17 protein-coding genes are annotated in these 20,073 nt (G+C 35.3%); 11 read left to right on the forward strand and 6 right to left on the reverse strand.

Translation table 11 applies throughout. From position 1 onward, the window contains the following. Positions 1–300 precede the first annotated feature (300 nt). Entirely contained in the window at positions 301–2,460 is a 2,160-nt protein-coding gene (locus AC3IS6_RS21625) for a TonB-dependent receptor (protein ID WP_489162449.1), read from the reverse strand. 141 nt (positions 2,461–2,601) lie between these two features. Between AC3IS6_RS21625 and AC3IS6_RS21630 the strand changes: the two genes are divergently transcribed. The 9 genes from AC3IS6_RS21630 (at position 2,602) to AC3IS6_RS21670 (ending at position 8,867) form a co-directional block, all read left to right on the forward strand. Continuing rightward, positions 2,602–3,060 (forward strand): DinB family protein, encoded by a 459-nt coding sequence (locus tag AC3IS6_RS21630; RefSeq protein ID WP_489162451.1) that lies wholly within the window; start codon positions 2,602–2,604, stop codon positions 3,058–3,060. 12 nt (positions 3,061–3,072) lie between these two features. Beyond that, positions 3,073–3,531 carry a YciI family protein gene (locus AC3IS6_RS21635; protein ID WP_173966352.1) on the forward strand — a complete coding sequence of 153 codons (459 nt, stop codon included), beginning with the start codon at positions 3,073–3,075 and terminating at the stop codon, positions 3,529–3,531. Between the two features lie 9 nt (positions 3,532–3,540). Next, on the forward strand, positions 3,541–4,107 hold the full coding sequence (locus tag AC3IS6_RS21640) for a sugar O-acetyltransferase (protein WP_489162452.1): 567 nt from the start codon (positions 3,541–3,543) through the stop codon (positions 4,105–4,107). Between the two features lie 7 nt (positions 4,108–4,114). Next, entirely contained in the window at positions 4,115–4,504 is a 390-nt protein-coding gene (gene gloA2 / locus AC3IS6_RS21645; protein ID WP_173966350.1) for an SMU1112c/YaeR family gloxylase I-like metalloprotein, read from the forward strand. Positions 4,505–4,641: 137 nt separating this feature from the next. Then, a complete protein-coding gene (locus tag AC3IS6_RS21650) occupies positions 4,642–5,922 on the forward strand; it encodes a chloride channel protein (protein ID WP_489162454.1) in 1,281 nt (426 codons plus the stop codon). Between the two features lie 79 nt (positions 5,923–6,001). Continuing rightward, positions 6,002–6,601: an HPP family protein gene (locus AC3IS6_RS21655; RefSeq protein ID WP_489162456.1), complete on the forward strand. Its 600-nt coding sequence runs from the start codon at positions 6,002–6,004 to the stop codon at positions 6,599–6,601. Positions 6,602–6,770: 169 nt separating this feature from the next. Continuing rightward, the gene (locus AC3IS6_RS21660) at positions 6,771–7,310 is read left to right on the forward strand and encodes an IS1096 element passenger TnpR family protein (protein ID WP_173966347.1); all 540 of its coding nucleotides are present in this window, start codon (positions 6,771–6,773) and stop codon (positions 7,308–7,310) included. A gap of 96 nt (positions 7,311–7,406) precedes the next feature. Then, positions 7,407–7,766, forward strand: a complete 360-nt coding sequence (locus AC3IS6_RS21665; protein ID WP_489162457.1) for a four helix bundle protein — start codon at positions 7,407–7,409, stop codon at positions 7,764–7,766. Positions 7,767–7,808: 42 nt separating this feature from the next. Further along, positions 7,809–8,867 carry a nucleoid-associated protein gene (locus AC3IS6_RS21670; protein WP_173966345.1) on the forward strand — a complete coding sequence of 353 codons (1,059 nt, stop codon included), beginning with the start codon at positions 7,809–7,811 and terminating at the stop codon, positions 8,865–8,867. An 86-nt stretch (positions 8,868–8,953) separates the two neighbouring features. Here the strand turns inward: AC3IS6_RS21670 and AC3IS6_RS21675 are convergent, their stop codons facing one another. Then, positions 8,954–9,535, reverse strand: coding sequence for a TetR/AcrR family transcriptional regulator (locus AC3IS6_RS21675; RefSeq protein WP_489162458.1), 582 nt, complete (start codon positions 9,533–9,535; stop codon positions 8,954–8,956). A 72-nt stretch (positions 9,536–9,607) separates the two neighbouring features. Continuing rightward, on the reverse strand, positions 9,608–10,360 hold the full coding sequence (locus AC3IS6_RS21680; RefSeq protein ID WP_489162460.1) for an SDR family oxidoreductase: 753 nt from the start codon (positions 10,358–10,360) through the stop codon (positions 9,608–9,610). Between the two features lie 227 nt (positions 10,361–10,587). Between AC3IS6_RS21680 and AC3IS6_RS21685 the strand changes: the two genes are divergently transcribed. Further along, positions 10,588–12,957, forward strand: coding sequence for a GAF domain-containing protein (locus AC3IS6_RS21685; RefSeq protein ID WP_489162462.1), 2,370 nt, complete (start codon positions 10,588–10,590; stop codon positions 12,955–12,957). A 13-nt stretch (positions 12,958–12,970) separates the two neighbouring features. Here the strand turns inward: AC3IS6_RS21685 and AC3IS6_RS21690 are convergent, their stop codons facing one another. Then, complete coding sequence (locus tag AC3IS6_RS21690) at positions 12,971–14,149, reverse strand: Pycsar system effector family protein (protein ID WP_489162463.1); 1,179 nt, start codon at positions 14,147–14,149, stop codon at positions 12,971–12,973. 26 nt (positions 14,150–14,175) lie between these two features. Here AC3IS6_RS21690 and AC3IS6_RS21695 point away from each other — a divergent pair, with 26 nt between their 5' ends. Further along, complete coding sequence (locus AC3IS6_RS21695) at positions 14,176–17,910, forward strand: metallophosphoesterase (RefSeq protein WP_489162465.1); 3,735 nt, start codon at positions 14,176–14,178, stop codon at positions 17,908–17,910. Between the two features lie 142 nt (positions 17,911–18,052). On the opposite strand, the gene AC3IS6_RS21700 is transcribed toward AC3IS6_RS21695, so the two are convergent. Beyond that, on the reverse strand, positions 18,053–18,910 hold the full coding sequence (locus AC3IS6_RS21700) for an SdiA-regulated domain-containing protein (RefSeq protein WP_489162467.1): 858 nt from the start codon (positions 18,908–18,910) through the stop codon (positions 18,053–18,055). 68 nt (positions 18,911–18,978) lie between these two features. Continuing rightward, the gene (locus AC3IS6_RS21705) at positions 18,979–20,031 is read right to left on the reverse strand and encodes a hypothetical protein (RefSeq protein ID WP_489162468.1); all 1,053 of its coding nucleotides are present in this window, start codon (positions 20,029–20,031) and stop codon (positions 18,979–18,981) included. Between the last annotated feature and the right edge of the window lie 42 nt (positions 20,032–20,073).

The raw sequence follows: 20,073 nt of genomic DNA on the forward strand, positions 1-20,073 counted from the left end.
AAAGTTGTTACTATTTTAAGATTCTGGAATTCTAAGTTTTTATTGATGATTAAAACTCTCTTTTTTTAGGGTCAAAGGTTCAGAGTTGCAAAGGGGCAAAGTTTTTGATTTTCTTATTCTTAGTCTCTATTTCTGTGTTCCTTTTAATTTACACTTCAAAAGTATATCGGATTTTATTCTTTTAAAATTAAATGATACTGAGTTGTTGATTTTGGTGACTGAATTGTTTTTTTGAGATTCTGAGGTTCTGAGTCTTGTTCTAAATATCTTAGTCCCTTAGCATCTCAGAAACTTAGCCGCTTACAAATTCTTCAACTGATTCTCATTTTTATTCTGGCTGATGGTCCAGAAGAAACCAACGAAGAAAAAACGATCTGCGGTTGGTATCACGGCTTGTCTGTTGTAAACTCCATTTGTATCAGGGTTTCTGGCGTAATCGTATCCGAAAACATTTTGAGTTCCCAATACATTTGAAACAGAGAAATACAGAATCTTTTGAGTCGTTAATAAATAGGCCCAGTTGAAGCTTAAACTATTGTACGCTTTTGTTTTTCCATTCATGAATTGCGTCTGATTCGGGTCATTGTACGGACGTCCTGAACTGAAGCTGTTGGTAAAACCGATCTGAGATTTCCAGTCAGTAATAAAATATTTTGTTACGACAGACAAACTATGATTAGCAATAAAGTTTGGAGTTGTCATAGTTGGAAAGTTCTTGTATTGTCGCTCTGAATCGATATAAGAATAGGAAATCCAATACTCCAGGTTTTTATGCAAATTGCTGTCTCTCCAAAACAAATCTAGCCCTTTGGCATATCCTGAACCGTTATTATTGAAGACTGAATTGTACTGGACATCTCTTGTATTGTACTGTACCAAATTGCTGTAATCTTTATAATAGGCCTCGGCTCTAAATGTTTGTCCCGGTCTGGTAAACTGATAATTTAAAATATAATGCCTTGCCTTTTCACTTTCAAACTGATGGTATTTTGAGTATTTAATATAATCAACTACTGGCGTTTGTGTAAAATCTCCATAGGCAAATGAAAACTGACTGTTTTTGGAAACTTTATAAGCAATAGAAGCTCTTGGAGCAATATTTGTTTCGTCTAACAAACTATTATTCGAAAGTCTGAAACCCACTTTTGCAGCTAGTTTTTTCGAGAATAAAATATCTCCTTCTGTGTAAAAAGCCGCAATGTTTGAATTGTAACCGTTTGCTGTTTTTATAGCAACATTATCCGTATAATTTTCATTAAACTTTGTGATGAAATAATCTGCTCCAAAAGACAATTTAAAATAATTTGAAATATTCTTTCTTAATTTCAATTTTAGCTGCGCTGCATTTTCATTGCTGTCTACATCATTAATATCAAATTTGATTTTGTTTTTGCTGTAGCCGTAACTAACTCCTGACGTCAATTGCCAGCCTGTTCCAAAATCTCCTTTATATGAAGCATTCAGGTAAAAATTGTTATTGTCTAAATCTGTTCTGATTGGATCAACAAAATTGACATTTTTCTGGTTCAGATCGAATTTTTCAGCATCAAAAGCAGCATATAATTTAAAAATACCTCTCTCAAAATGATAGCGATACACCGCTTCTCCTCCTAATGACTGGTATGGATTATTCCAATCTACATTTTGTGGAATCACGGCCTGATAAGGTGCTAAATTGATATAATTAGTATTGATACTAAAAGAACTTTTTTTCCATTTTTGTGTATTTCCTACGCCTAAACCTACAGTCATTAAAGCAATATCGGTTTTATTCTGATCAGGTTCATCCTGTGTGTTCAATAACAAAACACTTGAAAGTGCTTCACCATACTCGGCTGAATACCCTCCGGTAGAGAAAGCAATTCCGCTAAACAAGAACGGAGAGAACCTGCTTCGGGTTGGCAAATTATTTGTAGTTGCTCCGTAAGGTTGTGCCACACGAAGCCCGTCTACAAAAGTTTGTGTTTCGCTCGCTTCACCTCCGCGAACAAACAAACGTCCGTCTTCACCTACAGTCTGGGTTCCCGGTAAAGTTTGTAAAGCCGCAATAATATTTCCGGCTGATCCGGCGGTGGTTACAATATCTAATGGTTTTAAAACCGAAACCCTAGCTTTATCACCTGATTCTAATGTTCCGGCAGTAATCACTACGGCATCAAGAGCATTTACATTTTCTCTAAGTTTTATAATTTGATCTTTATAATTGACTACATCTATTTCCTGTTTAAAAGTTTCAAAAAGCAAAAAACTCACTACTAAAAATTTATTTCCTTTTTCACTGGTTTCAAACGAAAAGTTACCCGTTTCAGAACTTGTAGCGCCATCATAAGTCCCGTCTATATAAATATTAGCACCCTGAACCGGCTTTCCCTTTTGGTCAACAACTTTTCCTGAAATCGTATTTTGCGCAAAAGTAAAAATGCTGAAGAATAATAAAATAAAAGTAATTTTGGTTTTCATGATATTGTTTTTTGATGCAGCAAATGTATTTTAACAATTCCTGTTAAAAAATATTAAATAACCCAATTGTAGAATTTTAAGGATGAGTTGTAAATTACTTATTTGTATCTTAGCTTGTGTGTTTTAAAACTGAAATCAATTATGTCAGAAAGCAAAAGAATTTCGAATCTGTACCAGTCTATTTATAATGGAAATCCCTGGTTAGAAGTTAATCTGATAAATACACTACAAAACGTTAGTGCTGCTCAGGCATACAAAAAAGTCAGCCCAAATTTAAACACGATTTGGGAAATTGTCAATCATCTTATACAATGGCGAAGAAACATTTTAAAACGGGTTCAGGGAGAAACTGTCATAACTCCTGACCACAATTACTTTGTACCTGTTTTAGATGCATCCGAAGCTGCTTGGGAACAGTCACTTCAAAATCTGGGGAAATCGCAGGAATTATGGAATGCATTTTTTGAAGATTTTGATGATAGCGATCTGTCCAAAATATATACAAACAATGGCCATACCTACTACGAGCATATACACGGAATTATCCAGCATGACGTATATCATCTGGGACAGATTGTTATTTTGAAGAAACTGCTTTAAAACAAATATGATATGAAAAAAATATTCTCATTTTTAGCTTTAGTATTATTCAGTACAATTGGGTTCGCTCAGGAAACAGAAGTTAAATTCGATGAAAATCTTGCGAAATCATTGCATGCAGACGAATACGGAATGAAAAAATATGTATTTTGCCTTTTAAAATCCGGAAGCAACACCTCTGCATCCAAAGAAGAAAGCAAAAAACTGTTTGAAGGTCATATGGAGAATATCGGAAAATTAGCCAAAGAAGGAAAACTGGTTGTTGCCGGTCCTTTTATGAAAAACGACCGAAATTATCGAGGCATCTATATTTTTAATGTTGAAACCATAGAGGAAGCAAAAGCATTGGTAGCAACAGATCCTGCCATAAAAGCCAATTTGCTTGAAGCCGAATTAACCCCTTGGTACGCCACAGCAGCTTTGCAGGAAACTTTGAAAATTCACGAAAAAATTGCCAAAACAAAAATATAAGTACATTTTATGAAAACAGAAAAAGAGAAAATGATCTCGGGAGAATATTATGTTGCGGGAGATCCTCTCTTAGTAAAAGAACGTCGAAAAGCCAAGAATTTACTGCATCGATTAAACGTAACGGAATATCGCCTAACGAAAAAAGCCAAAGGAATTTTAGCTGAACTGATTCCGAACACCGGCAAAAGTTTTTATATCGAACCTCCTTTTCACTGTGATTACGGTTACAATATTTCATGTGGCGATAACGTTTATTTTAATGTAAACTGTGTTGTTCTGGACTGTGCGCCAGTAAACATTGGATCAAATGTGTTTTTTGCTCCAAACGTTCAAATTTACACTGCGACGCATCCGCTTGATGCCGAACTTAGAAAAACGCTCGAAAATGCACTACCCATTACTATAGGTGACGATTGCTGGATAGGTGGAAATTCTGTAATCTGTCCAGGCGTAACCATCGGAAAAGGTTGTGTCGTTGGCGCAGGTTCGGTAGTCACCAAAGATATCCCGGACAACTCTCTGGCTGTTGGAAATCCGGCAAAAGTTATTCGAAAATTAAATCAGGAACCCCAATAAAAAAACAATGCTTACCTTAAATAAAGTTCATCATATTGCCATTTTATGTTCGGATTACCAAAAGTCTAAAACGTTCTATACCGAAGTCTTGGGTTTAACCATTATTCGAGAAATCTATCGTGAAGAACGCCAGTCTTACAAACTCGATTTGGCTTTGAATGGTACGTATGTAGTCGAATTATTTTCATTCCCCAATCCGCCAAAACGCCCTTCAAGACCTGAAGCTGTGGGCTTGCGTCATTTGGCTTTCGAAGTCATTAACTTGGAAGAAACCATCGCTTTTTTAGACACCAAAAATATCGAATCGGAGCCGATCCGAATCGACGAAATCACCGATAAACGATTCACTTTTATTGCCGATCCGGATGAACTGCCCATTGAGTTTTACGAACGATAATTCAAAAAACACTAAGAGAATTCCTCTAAACCAGCAACTTTAACACAATATAGGGAGTGATTTATATGAAAAAACGAATTTGATTGGCTAATTTTGTAATCCGCGTGAAAAAATGCGATTTCAAAAATCAACGTCTGATGAACAAAACGGCTAGAATCAAGAAAAATCATCAATTTATTGTCCTTCAAAAATTAGTTATTGTTTCGGTATTAATTGGCTTTCTTTCGGCCTTTTTAGGAATCTCACTCAAAAAAATTACCGAATATTACGAAGAAATTTTCTTTCATGAAGTCTCCGTAAATCCTGTTTTTTATATCATTTTCCCAGTCTTCGGATTGTCTGTCATCTACTTTTTAAGACATTATCTGTTCAAGAAAAAAGAAAACAAAGGCATTAAAGAAGTTTTTGAAAGTACAAAATCCGTTTCCAAAAACTTACCTTCTTATAAAATTCCATCCCACTTTATTAACGGTTTACTGACTGTTGTTTTTGGAGGTTCAACCGGAATAGAAGTCTCCACCGTAGTGGCCACTGCTACCATCGGATCTGTTGCACAACAAAAAGAAAATGTATTTCGTAAATACAAAACCGAACTTATCTGCGCAGGAGTTGCTGCAGGAGTTACCGCTTTATTTAGCAGCCCAATTGCGGGAATCTTATTTGCTTTAGAAGTAATCTCCAGAAAAGTAACCCGTGCTTTTGTTATTTCCAATATCATTGCCGTTTCAATTGCTTTTGGTTTACTTGCCATTTTAAAAGAAGAACCTTTATTCGCGGTCTCCATTACGACCTGGCATTTAAAAGCGATTCCGTATTTTATTCTTTTAGGAATATTAGCTGGGCTAAATTCGGTTTACCTAACTCGTTGTGTGCTATTTTTTAAATCTCAATTCGGAAAAATTGATACACATTATTATAAAATCTTAATTGGTTCTGTCGTTCTAAGTGTTTCCTTGTTTATTTTCCCTCAACTATATGGCGAAGGTTATCATGCCATAAAAGGGATTTTTAACAATTCGGCTGAAATTCCATTGACACTGACTCTCGCTCTCACTTTTATTGGAATTTTAGTCCTGAAACCAATTGTAACCTCTGTAACATTAGCTTCTGGAGGTGATGGCGGCGTTTTTGCACCAAGTCTTTTTATTGGTGCTTTCTTAGGATTGCTACTGGCATCCGTTTTAAACACCTTTTTTCATGTACATGTAATTCCTCTAAACTTTATGATTATCGGAATGGCAGCTGTCTTAAGCGCCAGTATTCACGCTCCTTTTACAGCCATATTCTTAGTTTGCGGATTAACTAACGATTACACTTTGTTTATTCCTATTTTGGTTGTTTGTCTGATATCAAAATATACCGCAAAAATGATCTATCCTTACACCGTATATACTTATTCGACAGATTTAGTAAAATAAATTTTCAAAAACTGATATAACACATCAGTTCGGGTTTCAGTCCCTAATTAAAAAATACCACATCAAATATTTAGCAAATATGCCAACTCCAAAAATAAAAAGAGGCTATCGTAAAACCCGTTATATACTTTACAAAGAAACTTTAATCGATTATAAAGAGCATTTCTGGTCGTTTATAGGATCGTTTGTTGGTATTGGAATACTTTCTTATCTGGAATCTCTTCGTTTTTCCGGCACTGATATTGTTTTCTTAATTGGTTCTTTTGGCGCATCGAGTGTACTGGTGTACGGAATCATTCAAAGTCCGTTCTCGCAACCCCGAAACTTAATTGGAGGCCATGTAATCTCCGCAATTATTGGAGTAACTGTAAACCAATTAATTCCGGACATTGTTTGGCTGTCTGCACCCCTGGCCGTTTCCTTTTCGATTGTTTTTATGCAAATAACAAAAACGCTTCATCCTCCCGGAGGAGCGACAGCACTTATTGCGGTTACAGGTTCTGCTCAGATAAAAGACCTGGGTTATATGTATGTACTTTCTCCTGTTTTAGATGGTGTACTAATTTTATTCCTAACAGCATTAATTTTTAATAATATGACTTCAAGCAGAAGTTATCCGAGCCATAGTACCTATCACAAACATTATCACAAGATCAGGAAAAGATTAATCGGAAAGTAATTGCTTTTTTCACGACAATCATTATGAATCAGGTCAGAGGCTGTTTATTACAAAAGACTCATACTCTGCTACCTTCGACGAATAAAAAATATTTTCAACAAATCGTACTTCACAATTCATAAATCATTATTTATATTTTACCTTTGACCTCTCAATAAAAACAAAGATTATGGTTTATAAATTTAGAGTAATTCTAGACGCCGAAGAAGATATTTTTAGAGACATTGCAATTCTTGAAGACGACACTCTTGAGGATTTACACAATGCAATCTTCAACGCTTTTGGTTTTGACGGAATGGAAGTAGCTTCGTTTTATACCTGCGATGAAACCTGGAATCAAGAGGATGAAATTCCACTTTTTGATACAGGTGATGTTCCTGGTGAACAAAGAACTATGGGCGATTATCCGTTATCTTCTATTTTAGACAAAGAAAACACCAAAATCATCTATGTGTATGATTTCATCAATATGTGGACATTCCTGGTTGAATTAGCTGCTATTGAAGATCAAATCGCAGGAGCTCCATACCCAGAAACACTATTCTCACACGGAGAAATGCCGGACGAAGCCATCGAAAAAAACTTTGAAGCCGACATGCACGACGACATCTATGGAGAATTTGAAGACGATCTTGATGAAGACGATCTTGACATGTTTGAAGGCGACGACAGCTTTGAGGATTACGGATTTGAAGAGAATTGGAATTAATTTAAAGGTTCTGAGGTTCTGAGAGGCTAAGGTTCTGAGTTTTTATTTTGAAAGTTTTTTCTTATTTTTAATTTTTCAAATTAAAAATATTCAAACATGAGTAATTTTAGAAGTTTGCTTATCTGGCAAAAATCGATGGCCCTGACAACCAAAATTTATTTTTCAACAAACAATTTTCCAAAAGAAGAAATCTTCGGATTAACTTCACAAATTAGACGTAGCTCGATTTCTATACCCAGCAATATTGCAGAAGGATTTGGGAGGGAAAGCGATAAAGATCTTTTAAGCTTTTTAAACATTTCAGTTGGGTCATTATTCGAAATGCAGACTCAGCTGGAAATCGCAAAAAACATATCTTATTTAAAAGAAGACGATTTTAACAACTTATATGAGGACAGTCGCGAAGTAGAAAGAATGTTAGTTTCTTTTATTAAAAAAATAAAAAGCAGAAACTAAACCTTAGTAAATTAGTAACTTAGAACCTCAGCACCTAAAAAAATGATCAACTTATTCAACACCCACATCGAGACGCTTGCGATACACCGCGTAGGAAACAAAAGCAGAAACGAAGCGATTTTTTTATCGGAACAGCCATTTAATTTAAATGATGAGATCGTTCCTTTGATAAAAGAGTACTTTTTTAAGCCATTCAGAGAGAAGGAAGAAAACTATTATCAGTTTGCGCATGAAGTCGATTTGGATTACAACGATATGTTTAAATATGCTACAGAGATTTTTGACAATCCCGGAAATTTACAGGAGATTTCAAAAAGAATCACAACACATTTATTCGAACAGTCCAATCACCCACATATTAAAAACGGAGAGGTTTACATTACCTATCTAACTAATTTAAGTATTGACAACAATGTTGTTGATGCAATCGGAATTTTCAAAAGCGAGTTACAGGCTGACTTTTTACAATTTGAAGAAAAAGACAGCAACCTTGAAATGATCCTGCAACAAGGTATCAATCTAAGTAAATTAGACAAAGGCTGTTTGATTTTTAACTATAAAAAAGAAGAAGGATACAAAATCCTTACCGTGGACAGCAACCGTTATGATGCACGTTACTGGTTAGAACACTTTTTATCTGTTGATGCTTTTGAAGATGAAAACTTCATAACTAAAAAATACTTAAAATTCTGTCAGAACTTTGCCAAAGATGTAGTTCTACCGGCAGAAGACAAAAAAGAAGAAGTAATGTTCATGAACCGATCTGTGAATTATTTTGCAAAAAACGATCAGTTTGAAGAACAAAATTTCTTAAACGAAGTATTAGACAATCCAGACTTAATTCCTGAATTCAAAAACTATAAAGTAGATAAAGGAGAAAAATACAGCATCGAAGATGTAACCTCATTCCCTATTGCCAATGCTGCAGTTTCTGACGCACGAAAATCGATTAAAAACGTAATCAATCTGGATACTCACATTCAGATTAAAATGGATTTTATTAATCCGGAAAGTGCTGAGAAATTTGTTGAAAAAGGTTGGGATGAAGAAAAACAAATGTATTACTACTTAGTGTATTTCAATAAAGAAGAAAAAAGCTAAGAGTCATTCATTTTCTATTACTTACTTAAAGCAAAAAACGGCAACTACACTAGTAATTGCCGTTTTTTTTATGTGCCGTTTCAAAATCATAATATTGAGAAAGTTGCTTTTACAATATCGTCATAGACTTGTTTATCCCTTTCCCCAGTTCTGGCCAAAACCCGAATTCCCGAATACGCATTAAAAAGAAACCGTGCTAATACTCTGGCATCATTCTTCTTGGTAATATGTCCTGCATCCTGCCCTTTCTGAACTGCTTTTGTAAAAATCTCTTCCATAGTCTGTCTGTTGTTCTGTACAATTTTTGCAATCCCTACATCATGCATCGCCAGTTCGACAGAAGAATTCACCATAAAACACCCTTTTGTAATACGGTCTTCCAAACTTTCCACCACAGCCTGCTTAAAAACATCCCGCAAAGTTTCTTTAATATTTTCAGACTGATCAAAAAGCTGTGCAATTTGTTCCTGACCATTTTTCTGATAACGCTCTAAAGACCGCACAAAAAGCTGTTGCTTATCTCCAAAAGTATCATACAAACTCGAGCGGCTTAATCCCAAATGAGTTACTAAATCACTTGCCGATGTACCATTGTATCCTTTGTGCCAAAAAATCTCAATCGCTTTCTCTAAAGCCTGATCTTCATTAAATTCTTTTGTTCTGGCCATAACTTCAGTATTAAATTACCATTCAAAGATATAAAAAATACGGAACAATCGTTCCTGAATTGGCCGAAAAAATTACACTAAAGAATTTACTGTAAGTCCACCATCAATAACAATTTCACTTCCTGTAATGAATGATGCATCAGCTGAAGCTAAAAAAAGTACTGTTTTCGCAACTTCTGAAGCCTGGCCAAAACGTTTCAATAAAATTTTCTCACTTAAAATAGCTCCAAAACCTTCAACTTCTGCTTTCTCAAGTCCCAATTTACCATAAAGAGGCGTTTCAACCGGACCAGGTGAAACAGCATTTACCCTAATTTTTCTGGATGATAGTTCTGTAGCAAATACCTTATTCAGAGATAATACTGCAGCTTTGCTTGCCGCATAAACGCTTGAATTTGGCATTCCCACATGAGCGTTTATCGAAGTATTAAAGATAATCGAACCTCCCTCGTTTAAGATTGGCAGCATTTTTTGAACGGTAAAATAAACCCCTTTTAAATTCAAATTCATGATACTGTCATAATGTTCTTCTGACGCTAAATTTACAGGAGCAAAAGCAGCAATTCCAGCATTCAGAAACAGTATGTCAACTTTACCAAATTTGTCTTTTACCTCAGCAACCAAACGATCAATTGATTCTAAATCGGATTGATCCGATACAATTCCCGTCAAGTTCAATTCTGCTTCTGCTTTTGCCAAAGCCTCTTTGTTTCTTCCTGTTACAATTACTTGAGCACCGTTTGCTACAAATTCGGCTGCAGCAGCATACCCTATTCCGCTATTACCACCGGTTACAATAGCCACTTTATTCTCTAACTTTTTCATCTTATTCGTTTTTTAAATTATTGATTATTCAATTATTATGGTACAAAGATATAATAACGGAACGATCGTTCCGTTATTAATTATGTTAATATTTAGTTAAAACAAAAAATCACTTTTAAAACCCGGTTATAACAATGCCTGACCTCTATACTACCATAAACGAAAGAAATAGGAAATTGCAAAAAATTCTTAATTTATGCTTAATTTTACAATCTAAACCAATTTAGATGGATATTCATTTATACAACGAAAGTCCTTTCGAAACGATCATATCCTTTCATAAGCTTATCGAATCTTTTGAGGAAATTGCTTTGTCGGATGTTGATTACAGGGCTAACTATGCAAAAGCCATTTTAAAACAGATCGAATCCATTCCGGAACTTCGAACCGGAATTAAGGAATACTCGATCATTAAAGACAATGAAGCTTTAATCAAAAACCTTTTGGCCGACATTTTTCCGACTGCCTTGACGCATAACGAAATAAAAGCGGTTACTATACCTTTTCAAAATGTATCTTTCAATTATACCGAACGTTTTAAACAAATTCTAAGCAACGCAGGTTCTGAGTTTGATATGGAAATTCGTGATTTCGACGATCATCAGTTCTATGTCAACAACTGTTGTCTAATTTTAGGCGTTTACTACAAACAACGTATTGATTTTAATAAACCTTTTTTCTACGATATTCCTGACGAAAATGGAGTAGAAAAACACTATCGCATTTTGTACAATGCCGATTTTATGGAAATTATTCCAACAGAGAAATCAGTACCCTTAACCCAGGAAGATATTGATTTGCTGCTTGACAACTACAATGACCTTGAACTTTGGAAATCAAAATTTCCTAACGGAAGCTGGATTCTAAAGGGTTTTGGAATTGTTTCTTTATTTGATGCTACAACAGAAAGTGCCATTTCGAATCTAAAAAGCAACTTATTGAAACCTGATTCAAAAACCGTTGCGACAGATGAAATCGTATCCAACATTTTTAAATCTATCTTTAAAATTCCAGATTTAAAGGTTGGATTTATTGTTTACAATCCTGAGGAGGAAAAATTCATAAGACCTGTTAAATTCGATACTCAGTTACAAAGTTTCCTGCTTTCAAAAGATCAGGAGATCGATTGTAAAAACGCTTTTTTTGGATGTACTTTCGAAAAATTATTAGACAATAAAGAACCATTGGTCATTTCTAATGTAGAAAGATTCATTGAACAATCGTCCAATAAAAAACTGGGAGAACATTTATTAAAACAAGGAATCCAAAGCTGCGTTTTTGCTCCAGTTATAAAAGATGGGCATTTATTGGGTGTTGTAGAATTGGTTTCGTCAAAGATAAAAGCACTCAATACTATTAATGCAACAAAACTGGAACTGGTTCTGCCGTATCTGACGGATACTATTGATCGTTACAATACGGACATGCAGCATCAGATTGAAGCCATTATTCAGCGCGAATACACCACAATTCATCCAAGTGTTTACTGGAAATTTAAGCGAGAATCTCAAAACTATTTCCAAAACATCAATCATACGAAGGATTATATTTTTAAAGAAATTTCATTTAAGAATGTATACCCTCTCTATGGACAAATCGACATTAAAGGTTCTTCTGAACATCGAAATGAAACAGTCAAAATCGATCTTAAAAATCAATTGACTGCTTTGTTAAAGATTTTCGAATCACAAGATCCCAACACCAATCTGGTACTTTTGGAACAACGGAAATTTGAGCTGGAATCCTTCCGTGATGAACTGGATGCTCCTTTAAAAGCAGACACCGAACAATATATTCAACGCTATATTGAAGAAGAAATTCATCCTCTTTTAAGGAACACAAAAGAAACCGAAAAAAGTGAAAAACTGGAACGTCATTACTTTGAAAGTCTTGACGCTAAGACCGGATTGTTTTATCAGGAAAGAAAGAAATTTGATAATGCGATGTCAATTATCAATAAAAAACTGGCTTCGGTTCTGGACAGGAAACAACTTGAAGCACAGCAAATTTATCCACACTATTACGAACGGTTTAAAACCGATGGTGTAGAGCATAATCTCTATATTGGGGCTTCTATTACTCCAACCCAGCCATTTGATATGATGTATTTGCACAACTTGCGTTTGTGGCAACTACAAACCTTGTGCGAGATGGAACTCGAACATCATCACCTTAAAGAATCACTTCCGTACGAACTGGACGTGACCTCTTTAATTTTAGTTTTTAGTTCAGCACTTTCCATCCGTTTCAGAATGGATGAAAAACGTTTTGATGTCGACGGAACCTACAATGCCAGATATGAAGTGGTAAAAAAACGTATCGACAAATCGAATATAAAAGGCACAAAGGACCGCATTACCGAGAAAGAGAAAATTACAATTGTCTATTCTCAAAACAGTGAAGAGGCCGAATACTTAAAATATATCAAATACCTTCAGCACAAGAAAATTCTGGAGCCTTCTATAGAACAATTTGAAGTTGAGGATCTTCAGGGAGTTTCAGGTTTACGGGCAATTAGGGTAAAAGTAATTAACAACAATACAAATCCGGTAGCAAAAAAAATTACATATCAGGACTTATTAGATGAGCTCAACTAAAATTTAGTTGAGCTTATATTGATTTGAAAGCAATTATAAAAGCGATAACAGTAACAATTATCCCCACCATAAAAAGATTATAAGCAATGCGCAGTAAATTGTACTTGCGCTGCAAAACCAATCCCAGATAGTACAAATCTTTAATCATCGTGGAATACAAATAGTCACGGTCTTTCATCATTTCATTCATCGCCCAGTCGTATTCTTCCAATGGCATTTTGTAGAAATTCCCAAAGAATAACAAATTAATCTTCTTGGCTTCGATATCCTCCCGGGTAAACACACCCGTAGTCACTTTTGGTCTCGTGGAAAGAATCGCAAAAATAATAGTCACTACACTAGAAATCAACATAATAAAAGTAGGAACAACCAAATGTGCATTTTTCGGACTGTCCAGTTTCGGGATAATCGTAGACAATGCAATCGAAATAATAATAGCGTTAACAGATAATAAAATATTGGCTTTGCTATCGGCAATCCCGCTCAGTCGGGTATGATTTCCTAACGTAACACGAAACAGCGTATCGACACCACGATCCGGCTTTTCAACTTTCTCTTTCTTTCTGTTTTCTTCTTCGATTCTATCCGCTTCTTTCTTTTCCTGTTTTTCAATTTTCTTCTGAACCAAAAGCAAGTTTTTCTCTTTTAAAGGTTGCCATTTTTTAAGCGCATAATCTGTATAAAACCTATGTTTATTCATTAAAAAATTTAGGTTTTCTTTTGCCCATTCGGCATTAGAAAAATTCAAATTCCAGGTATTCTTTAATTCAATACGCAATAATTCACAAGTAGTTGCATATTCAGCCCCCATGAGATGGGCAAAATCTGCATCTTTAATTATTTTCTCCAAATGTGTTTTGGGAATATACTCTTTTACAGTTGCCAGAACCAAACCCGAAACCTGCGCTATAAATTCCTCCGACAGTCCTTTGTCTTTCAAAAAAGCTGTAGCAATTTTTACGCTCTCCTGCTCGTGATTTTCATAACCGTTAATATATCCGCTATCATGAAACCAGGCCGCCACTAAAAGTACTTCTTTCTCCTCTGCCTTAACATCTTCCTTTTTACAAAGCTCTTTTACAGCATTTACGACCGTTAAAGTATGGTTAAAATTATGATAAGAATATAAATTAGAAAGTTTATCTTTGAGTAAATTACTAACAAAATCTTCGGATTGTTCTATTAAATTCATAGAGAATATTTTTACACCACTAAATTATGAAATTGTTTTTGGATAATCATTTTATTGCGAAAATTAAAACTTGTTCTTTGGCAATAACGGTCCTGCTGCTGGCCTATTCCTGTGCGACACATAAAGCGCAATACGGCAAAAATGTCAGTGCTAACGAAACGGAAAACGCAACAGATAGCATAAAAATTGCCCACACTTTTTATTTAGTAGGAGATGCCGGAAATGCCGATGAAGAAAAAGCACAACAAACACTTGAACTACTGCACCAAAAACTAAAAAAAGCCAATAAAAAATCGACTTTACTTTTTTTAGGAGATAATATTTATCCTAAAGGTTTTCCTGCTAATGATAATGCCACAGAAAAGGCTTTGGCAGAAACAAAACTTTCCAATCAATTAAAACTCACCAAAGGATTTAGAGGAAAAACAATTGTTATTCCCGGAAACCACGATTGGTACAACGGTATCAAAGGTCTGGAACGTCAGGCCGATTTTGTGACTAAATATTTAAACGATAAAAAAGCCTTCTTGCCCCGAAAAAGCTGTGCCATAGAAGATATAAAAATAGACAGTACAGCAACTTTAGTTACCATAGACAGTGAATGGTTTCTGGAAGACTGGGACAACCATCCCACAATCAATGACAATTGTGACATCAAAACCAGAGAAGATTTCTTTGACGAACTGGAAAGCGTCCTGAATAAAAACCAGGAAAAAACAGTTATCCTTGCTATTCACCATCCTCTGATGAGCAATGGCTCGCATGGCGGACAGTATTCGTTAGAAAAACAATTGTTTCCGTTAGAGCAAAAGATACCGCTTCCGGTAATTGGTTCTATCATTAATTTACTGCGAAAAACTTCCGGCGCCAGTCCACAGGACATTCAAAACAAACAATATACGATTTATGCCAAGCGCATTAAGACACTTTTGCAAAAGCAGAAAAATGTAATTGTAGTTTCCGGACACGATCATAATCTGCAATACGTGAACAAAGAAAACATCAAGCAAATTATTAGTGGTGCAGGATCAAAATCTGAAGCTGCAAGAGCAATCAATTCAACCGATTTCTCTTATGGAGGAAATGGTTACGCCACATTAACTTTATTCAAAAGCGGAGATGCCAAAGTTTCTTTCTTTGGAAATGAAAACAACCACGAAAAATTACTTTTTGAGCATGAAATCATAAAAGCCAAAGAAATCAACTGGGCTGCTGATATTCCGAATAATTTCCCTGCTAAGATGACCACTTCGATCTATTCTGAAAAAATGACCCAAAAAAGTGTATTCCATAAATTCCTTTTCGGAAATCATTACAGAAAATATTACAGCCTACCGATCGAGGCTAAAACTGCGACCTTAGACACTTTAATGGGCGGGCTTAAACCTATTCGCGAAGGCGGCGGACACCAGTCCAAATCCTTAAGAGTATCTGATCCTAAAGGCCGTGAATATGTGTTGCGTGCGTTGAAAAAAAGTGCTACACAATTTTTACAGTCTGTAGCCTTTAAAGATCAGTACATTGTTAATGATTTTGAAAACACCTATGCCGAAAACTTTTTGTTAGACTTCTACACAACCTCTCATCCTTATACTCCTTTTGCAGTTGGCAATCTGGCGGACAAACTAGGATTGGCGCATACAAATCCGATTATATATTACATTCCAAAACAAAATACCTTAAAAGAATTCAATTCGAATTTTGGAGATGAGTTGTACATGGTCGAAGAAAGACCTGCCGACAATCATCTGGACGGTAAAAACTTTGGAAATCCAACAGATATCATAAGCACATCTGATATGATGAAAAACCTTCATAAAGATGAAAAATATACGGTTGATGAAAACGAATATATAAAAGCACGTTTGTTTGACATGCTAATTGGCGATTGGGACAGACATGACGATCAATGGCGTTGGGGCGAGTATAAAAAAGGCGGAAAGGTTACTTACAAACCAATTCCACGCGATCGCGATCAGGCTTTTTCGAAATATGACGGTACTTTACTTTCACTCTTGATGAACATTCCTGCACTGCGTCACATGCGTACATTCAAAGACAAAATCGATAACGTAAAATGGCTCAACAGAGAACCTTACCCACTCGATTTGGCGTTTTTGAGAACTGCCGACGAAAAAGACTGGATCGCTCAGGCAAAATACATTCAGGAAAACTTAACCGATGCTGATATTGACAATGCCTTTAAAAGCCTGCCAAAAGAAGTTCAGGACGAGACTATTAAAGACATACAACAGAAGTTAAAAAGCAGAAAGAAGGAACTTCAAAAATATGCTTCCGAATACTTTGATGTTTTGAGTCATACCGTGATGATTGCCGGAACTGATAAAAAGGACAAATTCGTAATCAATCATAGCGCTAAAAAAACTTTGGAAATTAAGGTTTTCAGAATAAAAAAGGAAGGCGACGAATTAATCTATACCAAAACCCTTACAGATGCCAAGACTTGCAATTTATGGATTTACGGCTTGGATGATAATGATATTTTTCAGGTAACGGGCAATCAGAAATCGAAGATAAAAATTCGTTTAATTGGTGGACAAAATAATGACACTTATAACATTGAAAACGGAAAAAGAGTTATTGTTTATGATTTTAAATCAAAAGAAAACACTTACAATCTGGATTCAAAAACAGGAACGCAACTGACAGATGATTACGATGTCAACTTATACAATTATGAAAAACCGAAATACAATGTGGTTTCAGGGCTTCCTAATATTGGATACAATCCTGACGATGGTGTAAAACTTGGCTTTAACTTAAACTACACCATCAACAATTTTAAACAAAATCCATATACACAAAAACATATTTTAAACGGTTTTTTTTATTTCGCAACAGGAGGTTTAGAATTTAATTATGCTGCACATTTTCCGGGCTTGCTGGGCAAATGGGTTATTGACGTTGAATCTCTGTACACAACTCCAAATTTTGCAATGAATTATTTTGGATACGGAAATGAAACTGTCAATAATACAGAACAATTTGATATGGATTATAACCGCGTTCGCATCCAGAAATTTAATGTTTCGGCAGCGATCCGACATGTCGGACGATATGGAAGCGAGTTCAGCATCCAGCCCATGTTCCAACAAATGAGAGTAGAAGAAACCCAAAACCGATTTATTGACATTCCTAACATCATCAATCCGAATGTTTTTGAAAGTCAGGTATTTGGTGGAGCAAAAATCAAATATCAGTTCAAAAATTCTGATTTTGCCGCAAAACCTACTTTGGGAGTTACTTTCATGATCTCGGCAGCGTGGTTAGCAAATCTAAATAAAACCAAGCAAAACTTCCCGACTCTTGAAAGCCTTTTAGGATTTACGCATAAAATTGATTCTAACGGAAAGCTGGTTTTAGCTACTCTTTTAAAAGGAAAAGCACTCCTGAATAATAATTACGAATTTTATCAGGGTGCTGCTTTAGGTGGTGATACTGACTTACGTGGTTACAGAAACGAACGCTTTTTAGGAAGCTCTTATTTTTCGCAAAGCACCGACTTGCGATTCAGTATTGGTAAAATTCAGAAAACAATTGCTCCGTTCACTTACGGAATTCTGGGTGGTTTTGACTACGGAAGAATCTGGCTGGACGGTGAAAATTCCAGAAAATGGCATCAGGATTACGGTGGCGGACTTTGGCTAAATGCGATCAATGTTCTAACCGCAAGAATCACTTATTTCAAATCTCCAGACGAAACAGGAAGAGTCATTTTTGGAGCGGCGTACAGCTTTTAACTTTAATAGGTACTAAGGCACTGAGGTGCTAAGGCCCTAAGCTCAAAAAATTAGCCACGAATTCACGAATTTTAATTTATTAAATCATTCGTGAATTCGTGGCAAAAACCTTAGAACCTTAGCACCTCAGTACCTCAGAACCTTAGAGTTTAAACTCATAAACATTCCCACCCGTTTTATTTGCCTTCTCATCAGCAATCAGCAAGGTGTTGTTATCTTTAAAAACGATGGCTTCTTTTTGCGAAAAGTGGTCCAGTTTAATTTCGGCTTGAGATCCTTTATGAAACAAATCGCTTTTGTAGCCTTTAAACAAAACAATTTTATCATGACTTAATAAAACTACTTTTTTTCCGTCTGGACTAATTGTCGCACTGGTTAAAACACAATGATTATAATTGTCACAAGTCTTAAACTCTCCAATTTTAGTAGCTTTTTGAGTCCCAGGCGCATTCAAAATTTTATAAATAAAAGCAGTTCCATCAAAGTTTTTACTGCGGTTTTTGGTAAAAAGATAAAAGTAATTTCCATGTTCAAAAAAACCTTCAACATCATAAAACAATTCTTTTTTCTTTGGAGGAAATTCCGTTTGTTCCGGGTAGGAAAATGAAACCTTATACTCTGCCACTGCTGAATCTTTATTCAACTGATTCTTATTGACTTTATAAATACACAGATCTTTACGCTCGTTGTCGTTATTTCCAAAATCGCCTATATAAACATTCCCGCTTTTATCTCTGGTAATATCTTCCCAATCTACATTAGTCGCATTTGAAACAACAATCGATCTGGCAATCTTCCCATCTGATTTTATCGCATAAATTTCATTTTTATTACCACTGTCTTCTACCGCATAAATTAAATTCGTTTCAGGGAAATAAGTAATTCCTGAAACTTCTTTTAGCTTCTTCGGAAGTGCATATAACGTTTTTAAATTTGTATTGGATTGTTGCTGACAAGCCAGTAAGGCTATAGAAGCCCCGAGTAAAAAAAACTTTTTCATAATATCTTCTTTTAATTTAACCTAACTAAAATGTGCTAACCACAAAAGATTTTTATTGAGTGCGGTATTTAAAGTAGGTGTGTATTTTTAAAATTGCGTGTAATAAATTCAAAAGCAGCAAACATAATATGCCCCATAGATTTAGCATTCTTGAACTTCATATCATTGGTATAACGGTACAATTCCATTTTTAGTTGATTCAGATGCTCTTCTGTCGAAATCGTATCGTGACACATGATGTTCAGCAGTTTTTTGATTCTGGTTTCGGCAGAATGGATACGTTTCGCCAAAATCGCTCTTTCCTCATCCTTGTACTGAATAATTGACCGGTCCTCCAATTTTTCTTTAATCAATTTGATCATCGGATAATTTTCTTTGAAAAACTGCGGACGATACACTTTAAAATTCCCTTCATAACATTGCTGATCAAAATCAATTGGACGGATTTTATAAACTACCTGATCGAAGTCATGAATGGGAACAATCACATAATTATAAGCACGCATGTCACCCAAAAGCCTAATCATACAACGTTCGTTGAACTTCACAAACTCTTTTGCAATTTGTGACTTTTCCATTTCTGTACAACTATCTAATAAAGTATCCATAAAAACATCGCCCGGGATCCCGATGATGTGCTCTTCAATTAAAGTATCCTTAAAAACTAAAAAATTGATCTTGTCAGGGGAGAGAATATCTTCCAGCTCCAATCCATAAATTCTTGAAGCATCCGCTTTTTTGATATAAAAATGTACATAATTATCATTGAGAATATTACGGACTTTTATTCGAAAAGGTTTAGAATTTCCAAAGGTACAGTAATCAATTGCGTCAATATTTAAATACTGAATAATCTCGTTATTTCCATCAGAATGTAAAAGCGAATATATTTTTTTAAGATTCAGATCGATTTCATTTCGCTCAAATTCATTGTAATACACCCTAATCCACAAAGTATCCGTTTCGTTTTTATCATAAACATTTACAGAACCCGTAAATCGCAATAAATCATCATAGAACACAGATACTTTCGAAATACGTTCGTATCGCTCTAAATAGCTTAGCAGAGATGGCATTAAAGGATAGGATGGTTTTTTTAAAACCATTAAAGGTTCGCTCATTTTTTTGAATATCTTTATTACAAATTTACATGAATAGCCTGA

The organism is Flavobacterium sp. KH_035, assembly GCF_057839565.1.

What these genes read in the sequence shown, in the direction of transcription:
- AC3IS6_RS21625 (WP_489162449.1), bottom strand. Translation starts at nt 2,460, where the DNA reads ATGAAAACCAAAATTACTTTTATTTTATTATTCTTCAGCATTTTTACT.
- AC3IS6_RS21630 (WP_489162451.1), top strand. Translation starts at nt 2,602, where the DNA reads ATGTCAGAAAGCAAAAGAATTTCGAATCTGTACCAGTCTATTTATAAT.
- AC3IS6_RS21635 (WP_173966352.1), top strand. Translation starts at nt 3,073, where the DNA reads ATGAAAAAAATATTCTCATTTTTAGCTTTAGTATTATTCAGTACAATT.
- AC3IS6_RS21640 (WP_489162452.1), top strand. Translation starts at nt 3,541, where the DNA reads ATGAAAACAGAAAAAGAGAAAATGATCTCGGGAGAATATTATGTTGCG.
- gloA2 (WP_173966350.1), top strand. Translation starts at nt 4,115, where the DNA reads ATGCTTACCTTAAATAAAGTTCATCATATTGCCATTTTATGTTCGGAT.
- AC3IS6_RS21650 (WP_489162454.1), top strand. Translation starts at nt 4,642, where the DNA reads ATGAACAAAACGGCTAGAATCAAGAAAAATCATCAATTTATTGTCCTT.
- AC3IS6_RS21655 (WP_489162456.1), top strand. Translation starts at nt 6,002, where the DNA reads ATGCCAACTCCAAAAATAAAAAGAGGCTATCGTAAAACCCGTTATATA.
- AC3IS6_RS21660 (WP_173966347.1), top strand. Translation starts at nt 6,771, where the DNA reads ATGGTTTATAAATTTAGAGTAATTCTAGACGCCGAAGAAGATATTTTT.
- AC3IS6_RS21665 (WP_489162457.1), top strand. Translation starts at nt 7,407, where the DNA reads ATGAGTAATTTTAGAAGTTTGCTTATCTGGCAAAAATCGATGGCCCTG.
- AC3IS6_RS21670 (WP_173966345.1), top strand. Translation starts at nt 7,809, where the DNA reads ATGATCAACTTATTCAACACCCACATCGAGACGCTTGCGATACACCGC.
- AC3IS6_RS21675 (WP_489162458.1), bottom strand. Translation starts at nt 9,535, where the DNA reads ATGGCCAGAACAAAAGAATTTAATGAAGATCAGGCTTTAGAGAAAGCG.
- AC3IS6_RS21680 (WP_489162460.1), bottom strand. Translation starts at nt 10,360, where the DNA reads ATGAAAAAGTTAGAGAATAAAGTGGCTATTGTAACCGGTGGTAATAGC.
- AC3IS6_RS21685 (WP_489162462.1), top strand. Translation starts at nt 10,588, where the DNA reads ATGGATATTCATTTATACAACGAAAGTCCTTTCGAAACGATCATATCC.
- AC3IS6_RS21690 (WP_489162463.1), bottom strand. Translation starts at nt 14,149, where the DNA reads ATGAATTTAATAGAACAATCCGAAGATTTTGTTAGTAATTTACTCAAA.
- AC3IS6_RS21695 (WP_489162465.1), top strand. Translation starts at nt 14,176, where the DNA reads ATGAAATTGTTTTTGGATAATCATTTTATTGCGAAAATTAAAACTTGT.
- AC3IS6_RS21700 (WP_489162467.1), bottom strand. Translation starts at nt 18,910, where the DNA reads ATGAAAAAGTTTTTTTTACTCGGGGCTTCTATAGCCTTACTGGCTTGT.
- AC3IS6_RS21705 (WP_489162468.1), bottom strand. Translation starts at nt 20,031, where the DNA reads ATGAGCGAACCTTTAATGGTTTTAAAAAAACCATCCTATCCTTTAATG.